This is a genomic window from Lentilactobacillus sp. Marseille-Q4993, assembly GCF_951230165.1.
In the GTDB taxonomy this organism is placed as follows: domain Bacteria; phylum Bacillota; class Bacilli; order Lactobacillales; family Lactobacillaceae; genus Lentilactobacillus.
Genome location: NZ_CATNVB010000001.1, coordinates 147,293 through 166,084 on the forward strand (window position 1 = coordinate 147,293; position 18,792 = coordinate 166,084).

The following is an 18,792-nucleotide window of genomic DNA, read 5'->3' on the forward strand; positions in this document are numbered from 1 at the left end:
ACAATATTTATGGGAAACGGTGACTTGTTATGAGCAGAACAAACGAAGAATTGCTTACAGAGGCGATTGATGTATATCTTTCATCGCTTAAATATCTTGATAGTTTCGTTTCAGAGCCGGCTGTAAAGTACGGTTTATCCTTTGAGCAGTTTTTGATTCTCCACACGATTGCTGACAGAAAGGACGTTTCGCTTATGGATATTGCTTCTGAGCGAAAGGTTACCAGAAGTGCAATTTCAAGGCAGATCAAAGTTCTGCTTTCGCATGATTATATTTACCAAAAGCCTGCCGAAAGTGATAGGCGACGTTTATATCTTCACTTGACACCAAGCGGTCAAGAAGTAGAGCGAAAGGTATATGACCTTATTACCCAAAGATTCAATCGGTGGCTTACCCACTACGGTGAGGACAGAGCAAAAGAAATTATTGGTTTTATTAAAGATTTTGCCTCAACCGAGATGCAAAACTTTCCACCAGAGGGATAAAAAAGATTGTGAGTTATTCAACTTTGCTTTTCCAGTTAAGCTTTGTTGAACGGACATCACAATCTTTTTTTATAGAATCTCGACGTCTTCAGCAAGTTCGAGCCACAAAGTCAAGGGTGTGGGATTAAAATCCGGCCATTTGGCAATGTGCTCATATCCTCGTTGAAGCAATAAGCTTTTCTTTTGTTTCTTTAAATCGTCAAAAATGCTAAGCGCAAACTTGTTTTCCTCAAGGTCAGAAGTAACCGTTGATAATTTGTGATTCCATTCTGCCAGTAAATCTTGGTAGATTAGAAGTTGGCGGGCGTGCTTTATTGTATAATCAACGCCGTTTTTTCTTAGCAATTCAAGGTATTCCTCATATTCGTCAGCTACCGCCTGTTGAGCTTGCTGCCATTGATGTTCATTAAAAGTTGGAATTTTTCCGCTCATGAATATCCTCCTACATCAATTTTTATGTACTTCACAACTAATCAAATTCCATTAAACAATAAAAAATGTGAATTTGCAAAATTAAGTTATTCTTGACAATTGACAATTCTTTAATATAATTGGTGTTACGTTGTTAACAGAGAAGTCGATATCGCTGAAATTCGACCAACGCTAAAATGGCATTTATCGGTAGCTACCGTTATCAGCTTTCATGAAGGCAATAAATTATTGTAAAAAATGGGTGGAACCGCGTTTAAAACGCCCCTGGTTATTTAAGTAACCAGGGGTGTTTTTTTATTTTGAATGGAGGAAATTAAATGGAGAATCAAAAGCTATCACGATCCTTAAAGAGTCGACATATTCAGATGATTGCAATTGGTGGAGCAATCGGAACTGGGCTATTTCTTGGCTCGTCAAGTGCCATCAGAAAATCAGGGCCATCGATTATTTTGTCCTACTTGATTGTTGGTGTCTTTTGTTTTCTGTTAATGAGGGCAATTGGAGAATTACTTTTGTCTGATAGTTCAAAGCATTCTTTTTTGGATTTTATCAAGGAATACCTCGGTGATCGGTGGGAATTCATTGCTGGCTGGATGTATTGGTTTTGTTGGATCAGTTTGGCAATGGCTGATTTAACGGCGACTGGAATCTATATTCGGTTTTGGTTTCCAAGTGTGCCGCAGTGGGTTGGGCCGTTAGTAATCTTGCTATTATTGTTTATGGCAAACATGGTTAATGTCAAACTGTTTGGTGAGATGGAGACCTGGTTCTCAATGATCAAGGTGGTTGCAATTATTTTACTAGTAATTGTTGGTTTTGTTCTTGCAATCTTTCAGGTTAAGGTCCAAGCTTCGACCGCATCATTTGCAAATTTGTTTAATCATGGTGGATTCTTTCCAACCGGATTTTCTGGCTTCCTAATGTCATTTCAAATGGTTGTGTTTGCCTTCGTTGGAATTGAAATGGTTGGTTTGACTGCTGGTGAAACTGACAATCCAGAGGTTAATTTACCAAAGGCAATCAATAGCTTACCGATTAGAATTGGTTTGTTCTACGTGGGTTCAATGATTGCAGTTATGAGTGTTTATCCATGGAACAAGATCAATCCAACGGTTAGCCCGTTCGTTCAAGTTTTCTCTGGCATTGGTGTTGTCGGCGCGGCTGGAATTTTAAATTTTGTTGTTTTAACCGCAGCAATTTCTGCCACTAATAGTTGTTTGTTTAGTACTAGCAGGACTATGTATGCTTTAGGCATGGGTGGTAATGCATCTTCATTCCTGACTAAAGTATCTCGGAATGGGGTGCCAAACCTTGCTCTGAACGTTTCCACAATGTTCTTACTAGTAATTGTGGTGTTGAATTATTTTATGCCCGATGGGGTGTTTGATTTAGTATCAAGTGTGTCGACTATTAATTTTGTGGTCGTTTGGATTATTCTCTTGATCGTTCATGTTAAGTATCGTAAAGCGCATAAAGAAGGGTCAAAAATATTTCCAATGCCCTTATACCCATTAAGTGATTATCTGGCAATCATCTTCTTTTCAGGAGTTTTGATTTTTCTATTGATTACTAAATCAACTCGGGTAGCAATGATTATTTCTCTAGTTTCGGTTGCGTTACTATTTATTATTTACCAATTAAGTGTGAATAAGAAGAAGGTAAACTAGTAAATATACCAATCGTAATTACAAATAGTATAATTTAGGTAAACTGTTGTCACGGGGGAACAAGAATGATTAACGTTGAGGAAAGTGCTCATTTCAAGTGGCTCAGTGCGGTTAGTCCTGAAGCTAGTGAGTTGAAGTCGGAAATGGATAAACTAGGAGTACCGCCAAAGTTTATCAACTACATGCTTGATGCTAGGGAGCAACCTCGGGCCGACTATGAACGAGTTGCAGAATTTGGAGTTTTAGTTGTTAGGGGCTTGACCGATAATAGTCACGGCAAGATAACTAGTCCAGTGTTCATTGGATTTAATCGGTCATTACTGATTACGGTGTGTCATGACAGTGAGCAAAACAGGGTGATCAAAGAGTTACCCCAACAAGACAATATCACTGACCTAATCTTTCAAATTTTGAACTCATTGATATCACCATTCTTTGACAAACTTGAAGAGTTGAGCAATTTGGCTGAGAGAATTGAAACCCGCCGGGGAAATGTTTCCAATCAACGACTAGATGAATTATCTAATTTGAAGCAAAATCTGGTCTACTTACGGGCGGCAACCACGGGGAACTCACTTGCCATTGATGAACTTGATGATATGGTTACCGCAGATACGAACTTTCCAATGGCTAGTAATTCAGAGGTGATTCAAAGAGTTGCTGACCTTAAAGTTGAGTATAATCAGTGCCAGCATGGTTATGAAATCGTGTCAAATGTCGCATCGGAGTTTGAATCAACCTTTGGGAATATGCTTAACAATCGGCTGAACAAGACGATGCAGTTCCTGACGGTTTGGTCGCTACTGTTGGCGATTCCCACAATCGTATCAGGATTTTACGGAATGAACGTTAAGTTGCCGTTAGCTACCCAGCCTACTGCGTGGGTCATAACATTGGTGATCACTTTTGGATTAATGCTAATCATGTACGTTTACCTTAGAAAAAATAATAAGTTGTAATAAAAAACTGCGAGGATTGAGGATTACTCAACTCCTTGCAGTTTTTGTTTGATTAGGTTGAAAATTTTTTGGGATATTGTTGAAACATCGCCATGAATCAAGTCATTATGATTAACTTGAATCAGTCGCAGGTTTGGCATCTGTTCATTCGAGAAGTACTGGGTTATTTCCTCGTCCATTAGGATGATGTCGTCGTTTTCGGCTATCGTTGTGAAAAAGTGATCCGGCTTGACTGGGAGATTGATTTGGTTTGCTACGAGTCGATCTCTCAGATTAAGACAAAAATTTTCAAGCAGAGCATCATCCACAATTGGGTTGCCAGTTAACGATGGTTGAAATTTACCGGTACGAATATCCCCAACTACTTTAATGTTCAAGGCATTCACCGCTTTCTAAATTACAAATTTAGTTTAGCATGCAATTGCTTTTAAAAACCAAGTAATAACAGAGCTTTGCGAAATATTAATTTTATTTAGAAAACCGTAATTTTTTAGATAAATAAAAACAAGGTATAGATCAATTGGGCGATGTAAGTGATATCAGTCTTGGTTTTATAGTGAGTCGCTCGTAACTGTGACTCAATGAAGATAAACGCAATGGATAGAACAGTTGCCCCGATTATTCTCCAAGTGGTAAATGGTAGATTGGTCATTAATAAGATATTCATTACCAGAATTGCCCCAACAAACACGTAACTTGGCTTTTTTATAAAGAATGGGAATGAGAAAAGAGCGTTAGAAAATATTAACAGAATAATATTCATTAGTGAAAAAATAGTGATGTAATGGTTCTGGGCAAAGTGGAAAATTAGAACAACTCCAGGGCCGCTGATTAGTGAGTAGATGATCCACATGCAGTGAGCTTCAGAAATGAAGGTCGTGAGTGAAAAAAGGTTTGCAATGACGACTCCGAATATTAGCAGTGATAGATTTAAGATGCCGACAGAAGGTAGGACTTTAAGTGCTACGAATCCGATGACAACATCCGTGATGATAATCAGTAATAGATTAGGTTTTGCCATAAAAACCTGGCCAATTAGCATTGATAGGCCGATGGCAATGATCAACGACCATCTTAAAATAGAATTTGAAAGATAGGTTGAGATGGGAATCTGGGCGTACAGGAGCCACACTAGAAATGGAATCAATATTTTGATTGCGTGATATAAAACTGTCTGGTAACGCTGATTCATAGTTTCCCTCCAAATTTCAGTAACATAACCATTCTAAACTATTTTTGGCTTAATGGTTCATTTTTGCTGTTTAAAAAGGTACTTTTTTGTGATAACATATGAGAGTTATGAGTTCCCGATAGGATTCACTTGACGGTGAAGAAGCCTTGTAACCAAATCAATTAGATGGGGGAAACAAAATGCAAGAACGACATTTATTTACTTCTGAATCAGTTTCGGAAGGACATCCAGATAAGATTGCGGATCAAATTAGTGATGCAATCTTGGACGAATTGCTTAGACAGGACCCGAATGCACGGGTCGCTTGTGAGACTTCAGTTACTACTGGGTTAGTGCTCGTGTTTGGTGAGATATCAACAACCGCGTACGTGGATATCCAGAAAGTGGTTCGTGACACAATTAAGAAGATTGGCTACACAGGTGGTAAGTATGGCTTTGACGGCGATACTTGTGCTGTAATGGTAGCAATCGATGAACAGTCACCAGATATTGCTCAAGGCGTTGATGAAGCCCTTGAACGCCGTGAGGGTGACAAGGATCCGCTTGATGAAATTGGGGCTGGAGATCAAGGCTTGATGTTTGGTTATGCAATTAACGAAACGCCAGAGTTGATGCCATTGCCAATTTCATTGAGTCATAAGCTGATGAGAAAGCAAGCTCAGTTACGAAAGACCGGCGAGTTGACTTATCTTGGTCCTGACGCCAAGGCAGAAGTTACGGTTGAATATGATGATGACAATGTTCCCGTTCGGGTGGACACAGTTGTTTTAAGTACCCAACATGATGATGGGATTGAATTAGACAAAATTCGGCATGATGTGATTGAAAAAATCATTAAGGAAGTAATTCCTGCGAAGTATCTCGATGACCGAACAAAATATTTGATCAATCCAACTGGCCGGTTTGTTATCGGTGGCCCCCAAGGGGATGCTGGTTTAACCGGACGAAAGATTATTGTTGATACTTACGGTGGTTATGCTCATCATGGTGGTGGTGCCTTTTCTGGTAAGGATGCTACTAAGGTTGACCGTTCAGCAAGCTATGCCGCTCGGTATATCGCTAAAAACATTGTTGCTGCTGGCCTTGCAAGCCAAGTTGAAGTCCAACTTGCATACGCAATTGGGGTGGCAGAACCAGTTTCAATTTCTGTTAATACATTTAAAACGGCTAAGGTTTCTGAAGATGCACTTGTATCAGTTATTCGGGAATTGTTTGACCTTAGACCAGCCGGAATTATTCAAATGCTTAATTTGAACCGACCAATCTATGAACAAACGGCCGCTTATGGTCACTTCGGAAGAACGGATGTTGATCTTCCGTGGGAACATACTGATAAAGTTGATGCGTTAAAAGATTATTTCAAGTTATAAACAGCATTTATGCAAAACGCCCTTGAAAGCAAGGGCGTTTTTTTATTCTTTTCTTACAGAAAGAGGTTAGTACATGGAACAAAGACGAAATAAAACGAATATTCCGTTGGTAACAGCATCTCTCTTCATCGCAACTTTTATGAGTGCCGTTGAAGGAACAATTGTATCAACCGCAATGCCAACGATTGTTGGGGACTTAAAGGGAGTTGACCTCATGAACTGGGTCTTCTCGATCTTTCTTCTAACCAACGCAATTGCCACGCCGATTTATGGTAAGTTGGCAGATCAGATTGGCCGGAAACCGATGTTTTTAATTGGAATTAGCATTTTTATTATTGGTTCGGTAATGTCCGGGTTATCCCATTCGATGATTGTTTTGATTTTTTGGCGCGCGGTTCAGGGAATCGGAGCTGGTTCAATCATGCCAGTATCAAACACGATTATCGCTGATGTTTTCCCACTTGAAAAAAGGGCTCAGGTTTTGGGGCTCAATAGCTCCTCGTGGGGAATTGCATCAATTATCGCTCCGCTATTAGGTGGGTTTATTGTTGATAATCTTAGTTGGCACTGGATTTTCTTTATCAATTTACCAATTGGCTTAGTTGTGATGGTGATGATTGCGCTATTTTTGAAGGAGCCAAACCGTGATAAAACTAAGACTAAAATTGATGTTATGGGAATGGTTTATCTGACCCTGATGCTTTTATCGATTATGTATGTTTTCCAGTTGATTGGCCAACGACCAATTGATTGGAAGATGATGGCAGCTTGCGCGTTAGTTGCAATTGTAACGACGGTATTATTCATTAGAAATGAGCGGCTAGTAGATAGTCCAATTTTACCAATGGAATTATTCTCTAACCGGACATTTGTCACGCAAAACGCAGTTGCAGCGTTAGTTAGTGGTTTTTTAATTGGGTATGAAGTTTATTTGCCAGATTGGACTCAGGGAATATTAGGGTTGCAAGCTTCTTTGGCAGGGTTTGCGGTTACCCCAAGTTCATTAATGTGGATTAGTGGGTCATTTATAGCGGGTAAAATGCTTGGCCGTTTAAGACCATATCACATTATTAATGTTAGTCTGGTATTTGTGTTGATTGGGGCAGTTATAATGGTTATCATCCCCGCTGAAGTGCCATTCTTTAGCTTCCTGCTTATCTCAGCTATTTGCGGGACGGGATTTGGGATTTCAATTACCACGTCAACAATTAGCGTTCAAAACGAGGTAGACCATAACCAGATAGGAGTTGCAACGTCGTTTAATACGCTTTGCCGAACACTTGGGCAATCATTGATGATGTCGGTGTTTGGAATCGTCATGAACATGACACTACTGAGTAAAGTTGCTTCCTCACAAGGGGTAACAATGAAGATGGTTGATAAATTGATCAACCCTAAGACAGCGGACCAACTTCCAATCGATTTACTGCCAAAATTAAGGGAGATTCTGTATAGTGCGCTACACAACGTGTTCATTGTGGCATTGGTACTTGTCGTCCTAGCAATCGTGGTTAACTATTTTGATCGCAAAACGGCCGTTAATAAGCAGCAATCGCGGTAGTGGTCTACCTTTTTTCGATCCCCAAAAGAATGGGTGGATTGTGCTGTTGGTTGATATATCCGTATTGTAAGACGTTGAACTTTTTTTGATCTAATTGCCGGCAAAAGGATAGAACTGCTTCTTTTTCTTCTTCACCACCTGGATGGCCATAATAGACGACAATTACCACCACCCCATGGGGAGTGAGGCGACTTAAGCATGCTTGAATTGCGGGAATCGTAGCGCTCTTTGTGGTGATGATTGATTTATCGCCACCGGGAAGGTAGCCGAGATTGAAGATGGCACTTGAAATCTCAGTATCCAATGGAATCAAATTATCAATCTCAGCGTTACTTTGATTAAATAAGGTGACCTGGTTTTCAACACCGAAGGAGCTTTCGATTTTAGATTTAGTCGCTTCAATTGCTTGCTTTTGGATATCGAATCCAAAGACGTGGCCAGTTTGACCGACGAGTTGAGCTAGAAATAATGTGTCATTGCCGTTGCCAACAGTGGCATCAATAACGTTATCCCCGTGGGTGACGGTTTCCTTTAAAATATCGTGGCTAAATTCTAATGATGAATGTAGTGTGTTCATTTTGCGGCCTCCCGAAAGTAAATTACGTTTGATAATTCAATAACAATAAGTCCGGCTAAGTAACCACCAATAATGTCAGTTGGAAAGTGGACTCCTAGGTAGATTCTTGAAATGCCGATGGCGAGAATAAAACAAACTAAGGCAACGATTAGGGCACCTTTGATCAGCTTGTTGGTCATTAGCTGGTTTAAGATAATAATCATGCTACCAGCAATGATCATGGCGGCCATTGCATGGCCACTTGGAAAACTAGTCGAATTTACGTGGACTAAGTGTTGCAGAGTAGGCCTAGGTCGGTTGATAATGGCCTTTAACAGGATGTTCACCGGATACGCCAATAGAATTCCGTTGATAAAGATAAACTTTGCTTGCCGCTTATATTTGAGAACCCAGAGAATGAGGACTAAAACAGTCACGATCATTAGAGTTTCGGTTGCGTTCATGAGCTTGGTAAACGCAGCCACCCCAGGTTCAGCATTAAAACCAATGGATGATCTAATAAAGGTTTGAACAGTAGTATCAAAGCTTGTGATCCAGTGGACGTGTAGCTTTATAAGAACTGATAACAGAGCCAACAGTATGGCCGCAGAAATGATAGCGAATGATTGACGATGGTTTTGTTTCATAATCGACTTCCTTAACAACAATAATTATTTATAGTATATCATTTGTGATATTGATTTTTGAGCAAGCTTTTGATAGCATTAAAGCAATAACTTTACACGAAGAAAAATGACGATACGAAATAGTAACTTGAAGTGGTTTTTAAGAAACTAGGTGGTAGCTGTGAACCTAGATTCCGCAACAGGCGAACTCATCGTAGAATGGCTAGTCGAACCAAGTAAACTAGTCCGGCACTCACCGTTAACGAGAGAAGAGAGCCCGTTAGGGAAAAATAGGTGGTACCGCGTTATTTAACGTCCTATAAAAAGCTAAAGTAGCTTTTTATGGGGCGTTTTTTATTCCCGTGTAAAGAACTTTTGAGAGGTGGAAAAACAATGGCATATAATCATGACGTGATTGAACGGAAATGGCAACATTTTTGGAATGAACATAAGACGTTCAAAGCAGATGATAATTTTGATAAAGAAAAATACTACGTACTAGATATGTTCCCTTATCCTTCAGGTCAGGGACTTCACGTTGGGCATCCAGAAGGATACACAGCAACTGATATCATGGCCAGAATGAAGAGAATGCAGGGGAAAAACGTGCTTCATCCAATGGGATGGGATGCCTTTGGTCTTCCTGCGGAACAATATGCCCTAAAAACTGGTCACAATCCTCGTGACTTTACCGCTCAAAATATTAAGACGTTTAAACGCCAAATCAAATCATTAGGTTTTTCATACGATTGGGATCGTGAAGTTAATACTACTGATCCTGAGTACTACAAATGGACTCAATGGATTTTCGAGCAGCTCTACAAAAAAGGGTTAGCCTATGAAGATAAAATTATGGTTAACTGGGCTCCTGATTTTATGGGTGGGACTGTTGTCTCAAACGAAGAGGTTATTGATGGTAAGACTGAACGTGGTGGTTATCCAGTTTACCGAGTACCAATGACCCAATGGGTTCTTAAAATTACGGCGTACGCTGACAGATTGATTGATGATTTGGACGATCTAGATTGGCCTGAGAGCATCAAAGAACAGCAACGTAACTGGATTGGTCGCTCTAAGGGAGCCAGTGTCTTCTTCAAGGTTAAAGACCATCCAGAAGACCAAATTGAGGTGTTTACTACACGCCCAGATACTTTGTTTGGCGCTACCTACATGGTGCTCTCTCCTGAACATGAATTAGTTTCAAAAATTACTACTCCCGAGCAGAAGGATGCTATTGAAGCATATCAAGAAGAGGTATCTCGTAAATCAGATCTCGAAAGAACTGATTTGAACAAGAACAAGTCAGGAGTATTCACTGGGGCTTATGGAATTAACCCAATCAATGGTAAGGAAGTTCCAATTTGGATTGGTGACTACGTTCTTTCGTCATACGGAACAGGTGCTATTATGGCCGTTCCTGCGCACGATGACCGTGATTACGAATTTGCTAAGAAATTTGGCTTGCCAATTGTTCCGGTCATTGAAGGCGGCAACATCGATGAAGAAGCCTTCACTGGTGACGGTGTTCATATTAATTCCGATTTTTTGAATGGATTAAATAAGCAAGATGCCATTGAAGCTGCCATCAAATGGCTTGATGAGCACAAAGTTGGCCACGAAAAGGTTAACTTCCGCCTTCGTGACTGGATTTTCTCTCGTCAAAGATACTGGGGTGAACCAATTCCGGTTATTCACTGGGAAGATGGGGAAACTACATTAGTTCCTGAGGACGAGTTACCACTTAAATTACCAAAGGCTAAGAACATTGAGCCTAGTGGTAATGGCGAGAGCCCACTTGCTAACCTTGATGACTGGGTCAACGTGGTCGATGAAAATGGTCGAAAGGGTAAACGAGAAACTAACACAATGCCACAGTGGGCTGGTAGTTCTTGGTACTTCTTAAGATATATCGATCCTAAGAATCCAGATAAGCTTGCGGACCCTGATAAGCTAAAATACTGGTCACCGGTTGACTTATATGTTGGTGGTGCGGAACATGCTGTTCTGCATTTGCTTTACGCGCGGTTCTGGCACAAGTTCTTGTATGATCTTGGGGTCGTTCCTACTAAGGAGCCATTCCAAAAGTTAGTCAATCAAGGAATGATTTTGGGTACCAACCACGAAAAAATGTCTAAATCTAAGGGAAATGTTATTAATCCCGATGACATCGTTAATGAATATGGTGCTGACACATTACGAGTTTATGAAATGTTTATGGGTCCTTTGGATCAATCAAAGCCTTGGAGTACTGAAGGAATTAATGGTGCCCACCACTGGCTTGATCGGGTTTGGAGATTAATGATCGATGATAACAATCATCTTCGTGATAGAGTCACCACAATCAACGATGGTAAGCTTGATAAGGTATACAATGAGACGGTCAAGATTGTTACCGATGACTTTGAACACATGAGATTCAACGTTGGAATTTCTCAGATGATGGTCTTTGTCAATGACGCATACAAGGCTGATGCATTGCCAATTGAATACATGGATGGCTTTGTTAAGTTGTTGTCACCAATTGCCCCTCATATTGCTGAAGAGCTGTGGAGTCTACTTGGTCATGATGACACAATTTCTTACGAGGAGTGGCCAACTTATGACGAGTCAAAATTAGTCGAAAGTACCGTTCAAATGGTGGTTCAAATCAACGGTAAGGTTAGATCTCACATTACTGTTAACCGTGACGAGGATAAGGCTAAGGTAGAAGAAATCGCCACAAGTGATGAAAAGATCAAGGAAATGCTTGAAGGAAAGACGGTTAGAAAGGTAATCGTTATTCCTAACAAGATTGTTAATATCGTTGCAAATTAGTTATTAAGAATATTTAGGTCAACAAAAAAGACCATCAGTAGCTTCGGATTGAAGTTACTGATGGCTTTTTTCTATCAAGATTGTAATTTAGTTTTGAATGTTTGCTGTGTCAGCCGCATTACTTGGGATGTAGTTCTTTGCCCACAAAAAATTATTCATTTCTCTGTTAACAACGATATTGTTGTTATGCAGTTCGGAGTGTTGAGCCCGATTGCCAAACACCTCAAACGTTTGGTAGTAGGTTACATGGTCCCGTAATAGATAACCAAGTGACAGGGCGGATGTCGTTGAAACAACTCCGTCTGAATTTGATCCGTTCCCCAAATTACCATAGATGTTTAACACCCTAATATTCCGGGGAAAATTCTTTTTGAGTAGTGATAGAATTTGGTATTCTGGGTGAACGATTTTTGGTTTACCAGAAATGGTAATTCGATTTTTATTGGGAGCGTCGTCCCACAATTTCGCAAGCGGACCGGTTAATGGTTGGTTAGGTTTGTGATCATCAATAATTCCGTCATACGGACCGGCAACGGCACAAACTTTTTCGGTTTTCGGAATTTTGCTAGATTTACCATTTAGCATGTTGTAGTAAATCACGGCGTATGCCCCCATTGAATGCCCGACAAAATTCAGTTTATCGACGTGGTACTTTGATTTGAGTAATTTACAAACTTTAGTCAACCACTTTGTATACTGAAATTCGCCGGCCCGATTATTATCAAATTGAACCATAATAATTGGATTCTTCATCCACTTTTTTACGGTTCCCTTGATAACTAGTTTGCCACTAGGTTTAACCCGAATCATCATTCTTTTTCTGGCAATTCCTGCAAGTTCTGCAGAATCAACCCAAGGCCGTTCTGACCGCCAGCTACTGGTCCAGCCGTGAACAAACACAGTTGGCGTACTACTTGAAACATACCCAGCTTTGACTGTATCTGGATTTTTAGGATGGTCCTGCCACAAAAACAGTGCTCCTAAAACCAGAATAATAATTCCAATTGGGAAGTATAGTTTTGATAAATCAAACCTTTTGGTTGCTTTGAACATGAATTAAGAAACCGCCTTAGTCTTTGGGTTTTTGAATGATTGATAAAAACTGTTGAATGCATATGATATAACAAACGATATCAGAAGTGCAAGGAGGGCCTTTACGTAATCACCGTTTACACCCATGTTCCCAAGAATATCGATCATCGCTTTGTGTAAGTACATGATGCCCAGTGTGTGCTGGCCAAGGACTTGAATGGGCTTAACGATGAACTGAGGGACATATTCCGAAAGATAGTAGCAAAAGGCAAAAACGACAAGACTTACTAGTATCGGAATTATAGTAATGTAGGAAACCCTCGAAATTGCGATGTGGTGATATGATGCGTGAATCAACCGAGACTTCAAGAAAAAGCCAAAGTTAAACTGATCGGCCCGTTGCATGAGTACCAACCATAACGTAATCATCGCTGCTGGTATCACAAACCAGAGGTCTTTAACCAATTCTTGAATCTTATGGAAATACAAGTAACCAAAAAACATGAAGAATACCGTAATCAAGGTCACATCAAAGTCCCATGGAAGGTATTTATAAGTTAAGAATCCCATGTGTTTATATGATGAACCGATAATCAGCGATACGAATGCGATGATTATTTGATATTCGCGGTTTTTAACGAAGGTGATTATCAGCGACACAAATAAAAGGGTCAAAATATACACATTGATGTACCAGAAAACACTTAAATAGTGATTGAGTGTTCGACCACCGTAGACTAACCTAACGAAATAGTGAGCGGTATAGCTCCAACTCTGATCCCTGATATAATGTGATAGCAGAATCAAAATCGCGCCACTAAAGAAGTATGTAATCAGAAGTGGAAAGATTCTCTTTTTGAAGAATGTCAACCAGCCACCTGGTTGAACTGGGCGGAGAAAGAAACCACCCAGAACGAAGAACATTGGCATATGCCACCAATATAAAACGTGAAACGTTGTGCCATGAACGGACATTGCGTGTCCAAGGACGACGGCGGCAATACCGACGGCCTTTGCAACATCGATCCATTCAATTCTCTTCTTTGCCACAAAAAACACCCCAAAAATTATTTTTAATCCAATAATATAATATTTTAGTGCATTTTTAGCCTTTGTTACAATAATTTTTGATTACAGATTTAAAAAACGGATAAAATGGTTTGCTCATGTTGCTATTCATTCATTTACTGATAAAATAGTACGAGTGTACAAATGATGAAAGTGAGCATGGAAAATGAACGAAAATGACATTAATCATTCAGAAGAGAATCGCTCGAAGATGCTCTCCGGTTCAGCATGGATGACTGCAGGAAGTATCCTGTCGCGAGTCCTCGGGGCAATTTATATCATTCCTTGGGGCCACTGGTTCGGGGAATATTTCTTCCGCGGAAACGCACTCTACGGTTTTGGTTACAATATTTACAGTTTTGTTCTCATCGCTGCAATTGCTGGGATTCCGTCTGCAATCGCTAAGCAGGTCTCTCACTACAATGCTCTTAACGAGTACGGCGTAGGGATTAGGATATATAAACGCGGATTAGTTTTGTCAGCGGGGATGGGAATAATTTCTGCTTTATTCCTATACTTTGGGGCGCCACTAATCAACGGCGGTAACGAAAATGTTATCCCAGTTTTACATTCTCTCGCTTGGGCGGTTTTGATTATCCCAACCATGAGTTTGACGCGGGGATACTTTCAGGGTTATCAGCAAATGGCACCATCAGCAATTTCACAGTTTGTTGAGCAATTAGCCCGGGTTATCTATATGCTGCTTACTGCATACATTATTATGCAGGTGATGCACGGAAGTTGGATTCATGCGGTTGCCCAGTCAACGTTTGCTGCCTTTGTTGGAGCTGCGTTTGGTCTGGTAACTCTCGGAGTTTATTATTTAAAGCGCCGGTCATACTTTCAAGATTTAGTGGCCAATAGTAACAACGAAATTCACGTTGAACCAAAACAGTTGTACAAGGAAATTATTGCTCAAGCTGTACCGTTTATCATTCTCGGGGCTGGTATCACTATTTTTCAACTGATTGATCAGTATACCTTCTTCGATATTATGACCAAACACTCACAGATGTCACAGAATAATATCACTAACCTGTTCTCCATGTTTGCTGTTAATTCGAATAAGTTGATCATGATTACCATATCATTGGCTTCAGCTCTCGCAATTACCGCTGTGCCAATGTTATCAGAGGCATTAACTAATGGCGATAAACGAGAGCTATCCCGGCAGAATTCAAATATCATCACTTTGTTTATGTATGTTATGATTCCAGCTGCGTTGGGGATGGCTGCAATTGCCGGTCCACTAAATCGTGGTTTCTACGGGGTCACTGAACAGGCGCTGGGAGCAAACGTGCTGGCATTCTCATCATTTATTTCGATTTTTATGGGACTGTTTGTTGTTATCTCGGCGGTAATGCAAGGGTTATCCCAAAACAAGCGGGCAGTTAAGTTCTTCTTCATCGGTACCATTGTAAAATTGATTGTTCAGTGGCCAATGGTTGTGCTTCTTGGTGTATTCGGACCTTTGGTTTCAACGATGATTGGATTAACTGTTTCCAATGTTTTGATTGTTCGGTATTTAAACAATCGATTTGGTTATGGCACTAAGGAAATTACCGATGTTTTCACTAAAGTTGGTTTGGCATCACTTGCTATGTTTGTCGTAGCATGGTTGGTAGTTTACGCAGAAAACTTTGTGTTTGGTCTATTCATGGATTACCAAACTAAGATTCCAAGTCTAATGGTTTCAATTATTGCTGCCATAGTTGGTGGGATTGTGTACCTGTACTTGACACTTCAAAATCGAGTGGCTGATGAAGTACTGGGGCCACGTGCTAATTCGCTTAGAAGTAAATTAAGAATTAAATAATAAAATAAGGCATCAGTGGTTAGAATGGTTTGTAAACCAATCATAACTACTGGTGCCTTTTAACTTAATTTTCATGTTGCTTCATGAACTTAGGTAACTCTTGTGAAATTTGGTGGGGGAGAACAACGTAGTGGGTCTTGGCAATCTCATCCGCAATGGCACTGTGGGTATAAACGGCAGCGAGGATTGCTTGTTGTTTATCTTCAAACTGACAGAGGAACCCGCCAATCAATCCAGCTAGCGTATCGCCCATCCCGCCGGTAGCCTGAGCAGGTGAACCAGTTGTATTTTCAAATACCTCATCATCTGCATATACGTGGGTATGGGAGGACTTTAGAACTACGGTTGCGCCTAATTCATTTGCCACTCGTTGACTGTTTTCGGTCGTCTGATCAATTATTTTGATTCCTGATAGTCGTTGCCATTCCATTTGATGGGGGGTAAGCACGTTCAGTTTACTATCGGGTAAATCTAACCCCTTTTTGGCAATCAAGGTAATTGCTGACCCATCAATCACAAAAATTTGATTCTTAGTTGCCAGCTTAAAGACGGATTTTAACAGGGTAAGACTGTTGTCATCTTCACCTAGACCTGGTCCGATCACCACCACATCCACGCCAGTAACGATTTTGGCGATTTCTTGACGGTCCCGGTTATCAACAAACATCGCCTCTGGTAATTGTGAATGGAGACTGGAAAGGTTGGCTTTATCTGTAATGGTGGAAACTAGGCCAGCTCCAGAATACACCGCAGCCATTGTGGCCATTATAATTGCACCACCAAAATTTTTATTGCCACCGATTAGGCAAATTTTGCCAAACGTTCCTTTGAAACTGTCAGTTGGTCGTTTTCTGATTACGTTTAGAATATCACTTGTTATTTGTTGCATTTATCTCACCCCTATTACTATCAGTATAGCATTTACGGGTCACGGCGATAAACACAGCTGTTTGATTGTGATAGAATATTATAAAAGAGTAGAAAGTGGGAGAATAAGAAATGGCAATTGATTGGCAAGAACTTTCACAGAGTTACAAAGAAGATTATCTTAAGGACCTAGAAGAAATGATCAGCATTGCGAGTGTTCGGGATGATGAACATACAACTGATGAGTTTCCACTGGGAGAAGGCCCAACAAAAGCGATGAAGAAGTTCCTTTCGTTTGGTGAACGGGATGGCTTTAAAACTAAGAACTTAGATAACATCGTTGGATATATTGAGTACGGTGAGGGGGACCAAACCTTAGCAATTCAATCACATGCAGACGTAATGCCCGCAGGTGATGGTTGGGATACTGATCCATTTACCCTTACTATTAAAGACGGGATTGCCTACGGACGGGGAACCTCAGATGATAAAGGTCCAGGTCTTGCTGCTTACTATGGTTTGAAAATGATGAAGGACCAAGGATTGGTCCCAAATATGAAGATTCGGTTGATTGTTGGTACTGATGAGGAAAGCGATTGGACGGGAATGAAGCATTACTTCGAAGTTGAGCCTCAACCAACCTTTGGCTTTTCTCCTGATGCTGAATTTCCATTGATCAATGGTGAGAAAGGGAATTCAACCTACGAGATTAAGTTCGGTAATCAAAATGGTGAGGATTTTGTTCTTCGTTCATTTGATTCAGGACTCCGAACTAACATGGTTCCAGGAAATGCGGTTGCTGTCGTGGAGACATCTGATAACCAAGCATTTGTTGATGAATTTACTAAGTTCTTAGATACCAATCCACTATCTGGTGACGTAAAAGTCACTGGTGATGGGGTCCAAGTTCACGTTATTGGAAAGGCAGCTCATGCCATGGAACCAAAGAACGGAGTGAACGCCGGAACGTACTTGGCTAAATTCCTAAGTCAATTCAACTTTGATAAGGATGCCAAGCAGTTTATTGAGTTTGCAGGTAATGAACTTCATGATGATTCTCGGGCCCACAAAATCAACGCTGCGTACACCGATGACATTATGGGCGATTTGACGATGAACGTCGGGATTTTAACGTTTGATGAAAAAAACGGTGGCCTGATCAACACTAATTTCCGTTATCCTAAGGGAACCTCAGATGAAGAGATCCTTGATAAATTAAAGGCAGCTACATCAGCTGATGTGGTTGAAACTGGTCACATGGTTCCTCACTACGTTTCAAAGGATGATCCAATCGTTAAGACTTTACTTGGAGTGTACGAGAAGCAAACTGGTGAGAAGAACGTTGAGCCTGAAGTTGTTGGTGGCGGAACTTACGCAAGAATGATGAACCGTGGAGTTGCTTTTGGAGCCTTATTCCCCGGCACTCAGGACACGATGCATCAAGCCAATGAATTTCAACCCGTTGATGATTTGATCAAAGCCATGGCGATTTATGGTGAGTCGATTTTTGAGTTAACTAAGTAGTTGCTAGAAATGGGGGAATAATATGGATGAATTTAACTATCATCACGTGTTGGTGGGGGTTGATGGGTCAAAGGCAGCTGAGAAAGCAGTCCGTAAAGCCATCATTATTGCCCAGCACAATCAAGCTAAGTTGACGATTGCTACCGTAATCAACGACCGCAAGATGATTGGGGTCTCAAAATCAGCAACTTTAGGGTTTGGTAATATCAATCCAACCAATGTTGAGGAATTAAAACAAAGCTTTGAAAAATTGGTCAGTGGTTATGCTAAGCAGGCCACTGAACAGGGAGTAGAAGTTGATACGATAATTGCCTCTGGTGATCCCCGAACGACGCTTGCTACCGATTTACCTTCGGAGAACGATTACGATGCTATCGTGGTTGGTGCAACCGGGGTCAATCTAGTCGGCCGGATGATTATGGGGTCAACTGCATCATACGTGGTTACCAATGCGAAGGTCGATGTGTTCGTGGTAAGAACAGATCAAAAGGATCTATAAAGTTTCATAATAAAAAGGATGCCGATTTCAAATGAAATTGGCATCCTTTTTTAGGCTCAAAGTCAAATCGTGTGATAGGGAGGAGATACTCCTAGTATGTTGGACACGGAAACAATTAAAATTCCGGGTTCATATACTAGGAGTTTTTATATTGACTAAATATCGCTACACCATAGACGAAAAATTATTCTTTCTTGATTTGCTTGCTCAGGGTTGGACGGCTACCGCCATCCAAGAGGAATATGGGGTTAAACGCGACACTGTTAAATACTGGAATCAAACATATCAAAAGACTGGTATCGAAGGATTGAAAAGAAGACAGTT

At 40.6% G+C, this 18,792-nt stretch carries 18 protein-coding genes, 1 riboswitch and 1 other annotated feature; of the genes, 10 read left to right on the top strand and 8 right to left on the bottom strand.

Features of this window, described 5'->3' with window-relative positions; translation table 11 throughout:
- Positions 1-29: 29 nt before the first annotated feature.
- Positions 30-485: a MarR family winged helix-turn-helix transcriptional regulator gene (locus tag QOW94_RS00775; RefSeq protein WP_283678139.1), complete on the top strand. Its 456-nt coding sequence runs from the start codon at positions 30-32 to the stop codon at positions 483-485.
- 69 nt (positions 486-554) lie between these two features.
- Here the strand turns inward: QOW94_RS00775 and QOW94_RS00780 are convergent, their stop codons facing one another.
- Entirely contained in the window at positions 555-917 is a 363-nt protein-coding gene (locus tag QOW94_RS00780; protein ID WP_283678140.1) for a hypothetical protein, read from the bottom strand.
- Between the two features lie 317 nt (positions 918-1,234).
- On the opposite strand from QOW94_RS00780, the gene QOW94_RS00785 reads away from it, so the two are divergent.
- Positions 1,235-2,584, top strand: a complete 1,350-nt coding sequence (locus tag QOW94_RS00785; protein WP_283678141.1) for an amino acid permease — start codon at positions 1,235-1,237, stop codon at positions 2,582-2,584.
- 65 nt (positions 2,585-2,649) lie between these two features.
- A complete protein-coding gene (locus QOW94_RS00790; protein ID WP_283678142.1) occupies positions 2,650-3,543 on the top strand; it encodes a magnesium transporter CorA family protein in 894 nt (297 codons plus the stop codon).
- Between the two features lie 23 nt (positions 3,544-3,566).
- Here QOW94_RS00790 and QOW94_RS00795 read toward each other — a convergent pair whose 3' ends face one another.
- Positions 3,567-3,920 (bottom strand): hypothetical protein, encoded by a 354-nt coding sequence (locus QOW94_RS00795; protein WP_283678143.1) that lies wholly within the window; start codon positions 3,918-3,920, stop codon positions 3,567-3,569.
- 113 nt (positions 3,921-4,033) lie between these two features.
- Positions 4,034-4,735, bottom strand: a complete 702-nt coding sequence (locus tag QOW94_RS00800; RefSeq protein WP_283678144.1) for a hypothetical protein — start codon at positions 4,733-4,735, stop codon at positions 4,034-4,036.
- 100 nt (positions 4,736-4,835) lie between these two features.
- A riboswitch (SMK box riboswitch) is annotated at positions 4,836-4,917 on the top strand.
- On the opposite strand from QOW94_RS00800, the gene metK reads away from it, so the two are divergent.
- Both metK and QOW94_RS00810 read left to right on the top strand, forming a co-directional pair.
- Positions 4,915-6,105, top strand: a complete 1,191-nt coding sequence (gene metK, locus QOW94_RS00805; RefSeq protein WP_283678145.1) for a methionine adenosyltransferase — start codon at positions 4,915-4,917, stop codon at positions 6,103-6,105. It overlaps the preceding riboswitch by 3 nt.
- A 73-nt stretch (positions 6,106-6,178) precedes the next feature.
- On the top strand, positions 6,179-7,666 hold the full coding sequence (locus QOW94_RS00810) for an MDR family MFS transporter (RefSeq protein WP_283678146.1): 1,488 nt from the start codon (positions 6,179-6,181) through the stop codon (positions 7,664-7,666).
- A gap of 4 nt (positions 7,667-7,670) precedes the next feature.
- Here QOW94_RS00810 and mnmM read toward each other — a convergent pair whose 3' ends face one another.
- Together mnmM and QOW94_RS00820 are read right to left on the bottom strand one after the other, a co-directional pair.
- Positions 7,671-8,243 carry a tRNA 5-(aminomethyl)-2-thiouridylate-methyltransferase MnmM gene (gene mnmM, locus QOW94_RS00815; protein ID WP_283678147.1) on the bottom strand — a complete coding sequence of 191 codons (573 nt, stop codon included), beginning with the start codon at positions 8,241-8,243 and terminating at the stop codon, positions 7,671-7,673.
- On the bottom strand, positions 8,240-8,869 hold the full coding sequence (locus QOW94_RS00820) for a phosphatase PAP2 family protein (protein WP_283678148.1): 630 nt from the start codon (positions 8,867-8,869) through the stop codon (positions 8,240-8,242). Before QOW94_RS00820 ends, mnmM begins: the two co-directional genes overlap by 4 nt.
- 100 nt (positions 8,870-8,969) lie before the next feature.
- Positions 8,970-9,171, top strand: a binding site (T-box leader).
- Between the two features lie 70 nt (positions 9,172-9,241).
- Between QOW94_RS00820 and leuS the strand changes: the two genes are divergently transcribed.
- Positions 9,242-11,662, top strand: coding sequence for a leucine--tRNA ligase (gene leuS, locus QOW94_RS00825; protein ID WP_283678149.1), 2,421 nt, complete (start codon positions 9,242-9,244; stop codon positions 11,660-11,662).
- 87 nt (positions 11,663-11,749) lie between these two features.
- Here the strand turns inward: leuS and QOW94_RS00830 are convergent, their stop codons facing one another.
- Both QOW94_RS00830 and QOW94_RS00835 read right to left on the bottom strand, forming a co-directional pair.
- The gene (locus QOW94_RS00830; protein WP_283678150.1) at positions 11,750-12,715 is read right to left on the bottom strand and encodes an alpha/beta hydrolase; all 966 of its coding nucleotides are present in this window, start codon (positions 12,713-12,715) and stop codon (positions 11,750-11,752) included.
- Between the two features lie 3 nt (positions 12,716-12,718).
- Positions 12,719-13,744: an acyltransferase family protein gene (locus tag QOW94_RS00835; protein ID WP_283678151.1), complete on the bottom strand. Its 1,026-nt coding sequence runs from the start codon at positions 13,742-13,744 to the stop codon at positions 12,719-12,721.
- Between the two features lie 184 nt (positions 13,745-13,928).
- On the opposite strand from QOW94_RS00835, the gene QOW94_RS00840 reads away from it, so the two are divergent.
- On the top strand, positions 13,929-15,578 hold the full coding sequence (locus QOW94_RS00840) for a putative polysaccharide biosynthesis protein (RefSeq protein WP_283678152.1): 1,650 nt from the start codon (positions 13,929-13,931) through the stop codon (positions 15,576-15,578).
- Positions 15,579-15,642: 64 nt separating this feature from the next.
- On the opposite strand, the gene QOW94_RS00845 is transcribed toward QOW94_RS00840, so the two are convergent.
- Positions 15,643-16,467, bottom strand: a complete 825-nt coding sequence (locus QOW94_RS00845) for an NAD(P)H-hydrate dehydratase (RefSeq protein ID WP_283678153.1) — start codon at positions 16,465-16,467, stop codon at positions 15,643-15,645.
- A 110-nt stretch (positions 16,468-16,577) separates the two neighbouring features.
- Between QOW94_RS00845 and pepV the strand changes: the two genes are divergently transcribed.
- The 3 genes from pepV to QOW94_RS11085 all read left to right on the top strand — a co-directional run.
- Positions 16,578-17,969, top strand: coding sequence for a dipeptidase PepV (pepV, locus tag QOW94_RS00850; protein WP_283678154.1), 1,392 nt, complete (start codon positions 16,578-16,580; stop codon positions 17,967-17,969).
- Between the two features lie 22 nt (positions 17,970-17,991).
- Complete coding sequence (locus QOW94_RS00855; RefSeq protein WP_283678155.1) at positions 17,992-18,468, top strand: universal stress protein; 477 nt, start codon at positions 17,992-17,994, stop codon at positions 18,466-18,468.
- A gap of 31 nt (positions 18,469-18,499) precedes the next feature.
- On the top strand, positions 18,500-18,792 hold a 293-nt coding region (locus tag QOW94_RS11085; protein WP_502867220.1), incomplete at its 3' end, for a helix-turn-helix domain-containing protein.

Excerpts from the sequence above, each read along its gene's own strand:
- QOW94_RS00775 (WP_283678139.1), top strand. The coding sequence starts at position 30 with ATGAGCAGAACAAACGAAGAATTGCTTACAGAGGCGATTGATGTATAT.
- QOW94_RS00780 (WP_283678140.1), bottom strand. The coding sequence starts at position 917 with ATGAGCGGAAAAATTCCAACTTTTAATGAACATCAATGGCAGCAAGCT.
- QOW94_RS00785 (WP_283678141.1), top strand. The coding sequence starts at position 1,235 with ATGGAGAATCAAAAGCTATCACGATCCTTAAAGAGTCGACATATTCAG.
- QOW94_RS00790 (WP_283678142.1), top strand. The coding sequence starts at position 2,650 with ATGATTAACGTTGAGGAAAGTGCTCATTTCAAGTGGCTCAGTGCGGTT.
- QOW94_RS00800 (WP_283678144.1), bottom strand. The coding sequence starts at position 4,735 with ATGAATCAGCGTTACCAGACAGTTTTATATCACGCAATCAAAATATTG.
- metK (WP_283678145.1), top strand. The coding sequence starts at position 4,915 with ATGCAAGAACGACATTTATTTACTTCTGAATCAGTTTCGGAAGGACAT.
- QOW94_RS00810 (WP_283678146.1), top strand. The coding sequence starts at position 6,179 with ATGGAACAAAGACGAAATAAAACGAATATTCCGTTGGTAACAGCATCT.
- mnmM (WP_283678147.1), bottom strand. The coding sequence starts at position 8,243 with ATGAACACACTACATTCATCATTAGAATTTAGCCACGATATTTTAAAG.
- QOW94_RS00820 (WP_283678148.1), bottom strand. The coding sequence starts at position 8,869 with ATGAAACAAAACCATCGTCAATCATTCGCTATCATTTCTGCGGCCATA.
- leuS (WP_283678149.1), top strand. The coding sequence starts at position 9,242 with ATGGCATATAATCATGACGTGATTGAACGGAAATGGCAACATTTTTGG.
- QOW94_RS00830 (WP_283678150.1), bottom strand. The coding sequence starts at position 12,715 with ATGTTCAAAGCAACCAAAAGGTTTGATTTATCAAAACTATACTTCCCA.
- QOW94_RS00840 (WP_283678152.1), top strand. The coding sequence starts at position 13,929 with ATGAACGAAAATGACATTAATCATTCAGAAGAGAATCGCTCGAAGATG.
- QOW94_RS00845 (WP_283678153.1), bottom strand. The coding sequence starts at position 16,467 with ATGCAACAAATAACAAGTGATATTCTAAACGTAATCAGAAAACGACCA.
- pepV (WP_283678154.1), top strand. The coding sequence starts at position 16,578 with ATGGCAATTGATTGGCAAGAACTTTCACAGAGTTACAAAGAAGATTAT.
- QOW94_RS00855 (WP_283678155.1), top strand. The coding sequence starts at position 17,992 with ATGGATGAATTTAACTATCATCACGTGTTGGTGGGGGTTGATGGGTCA.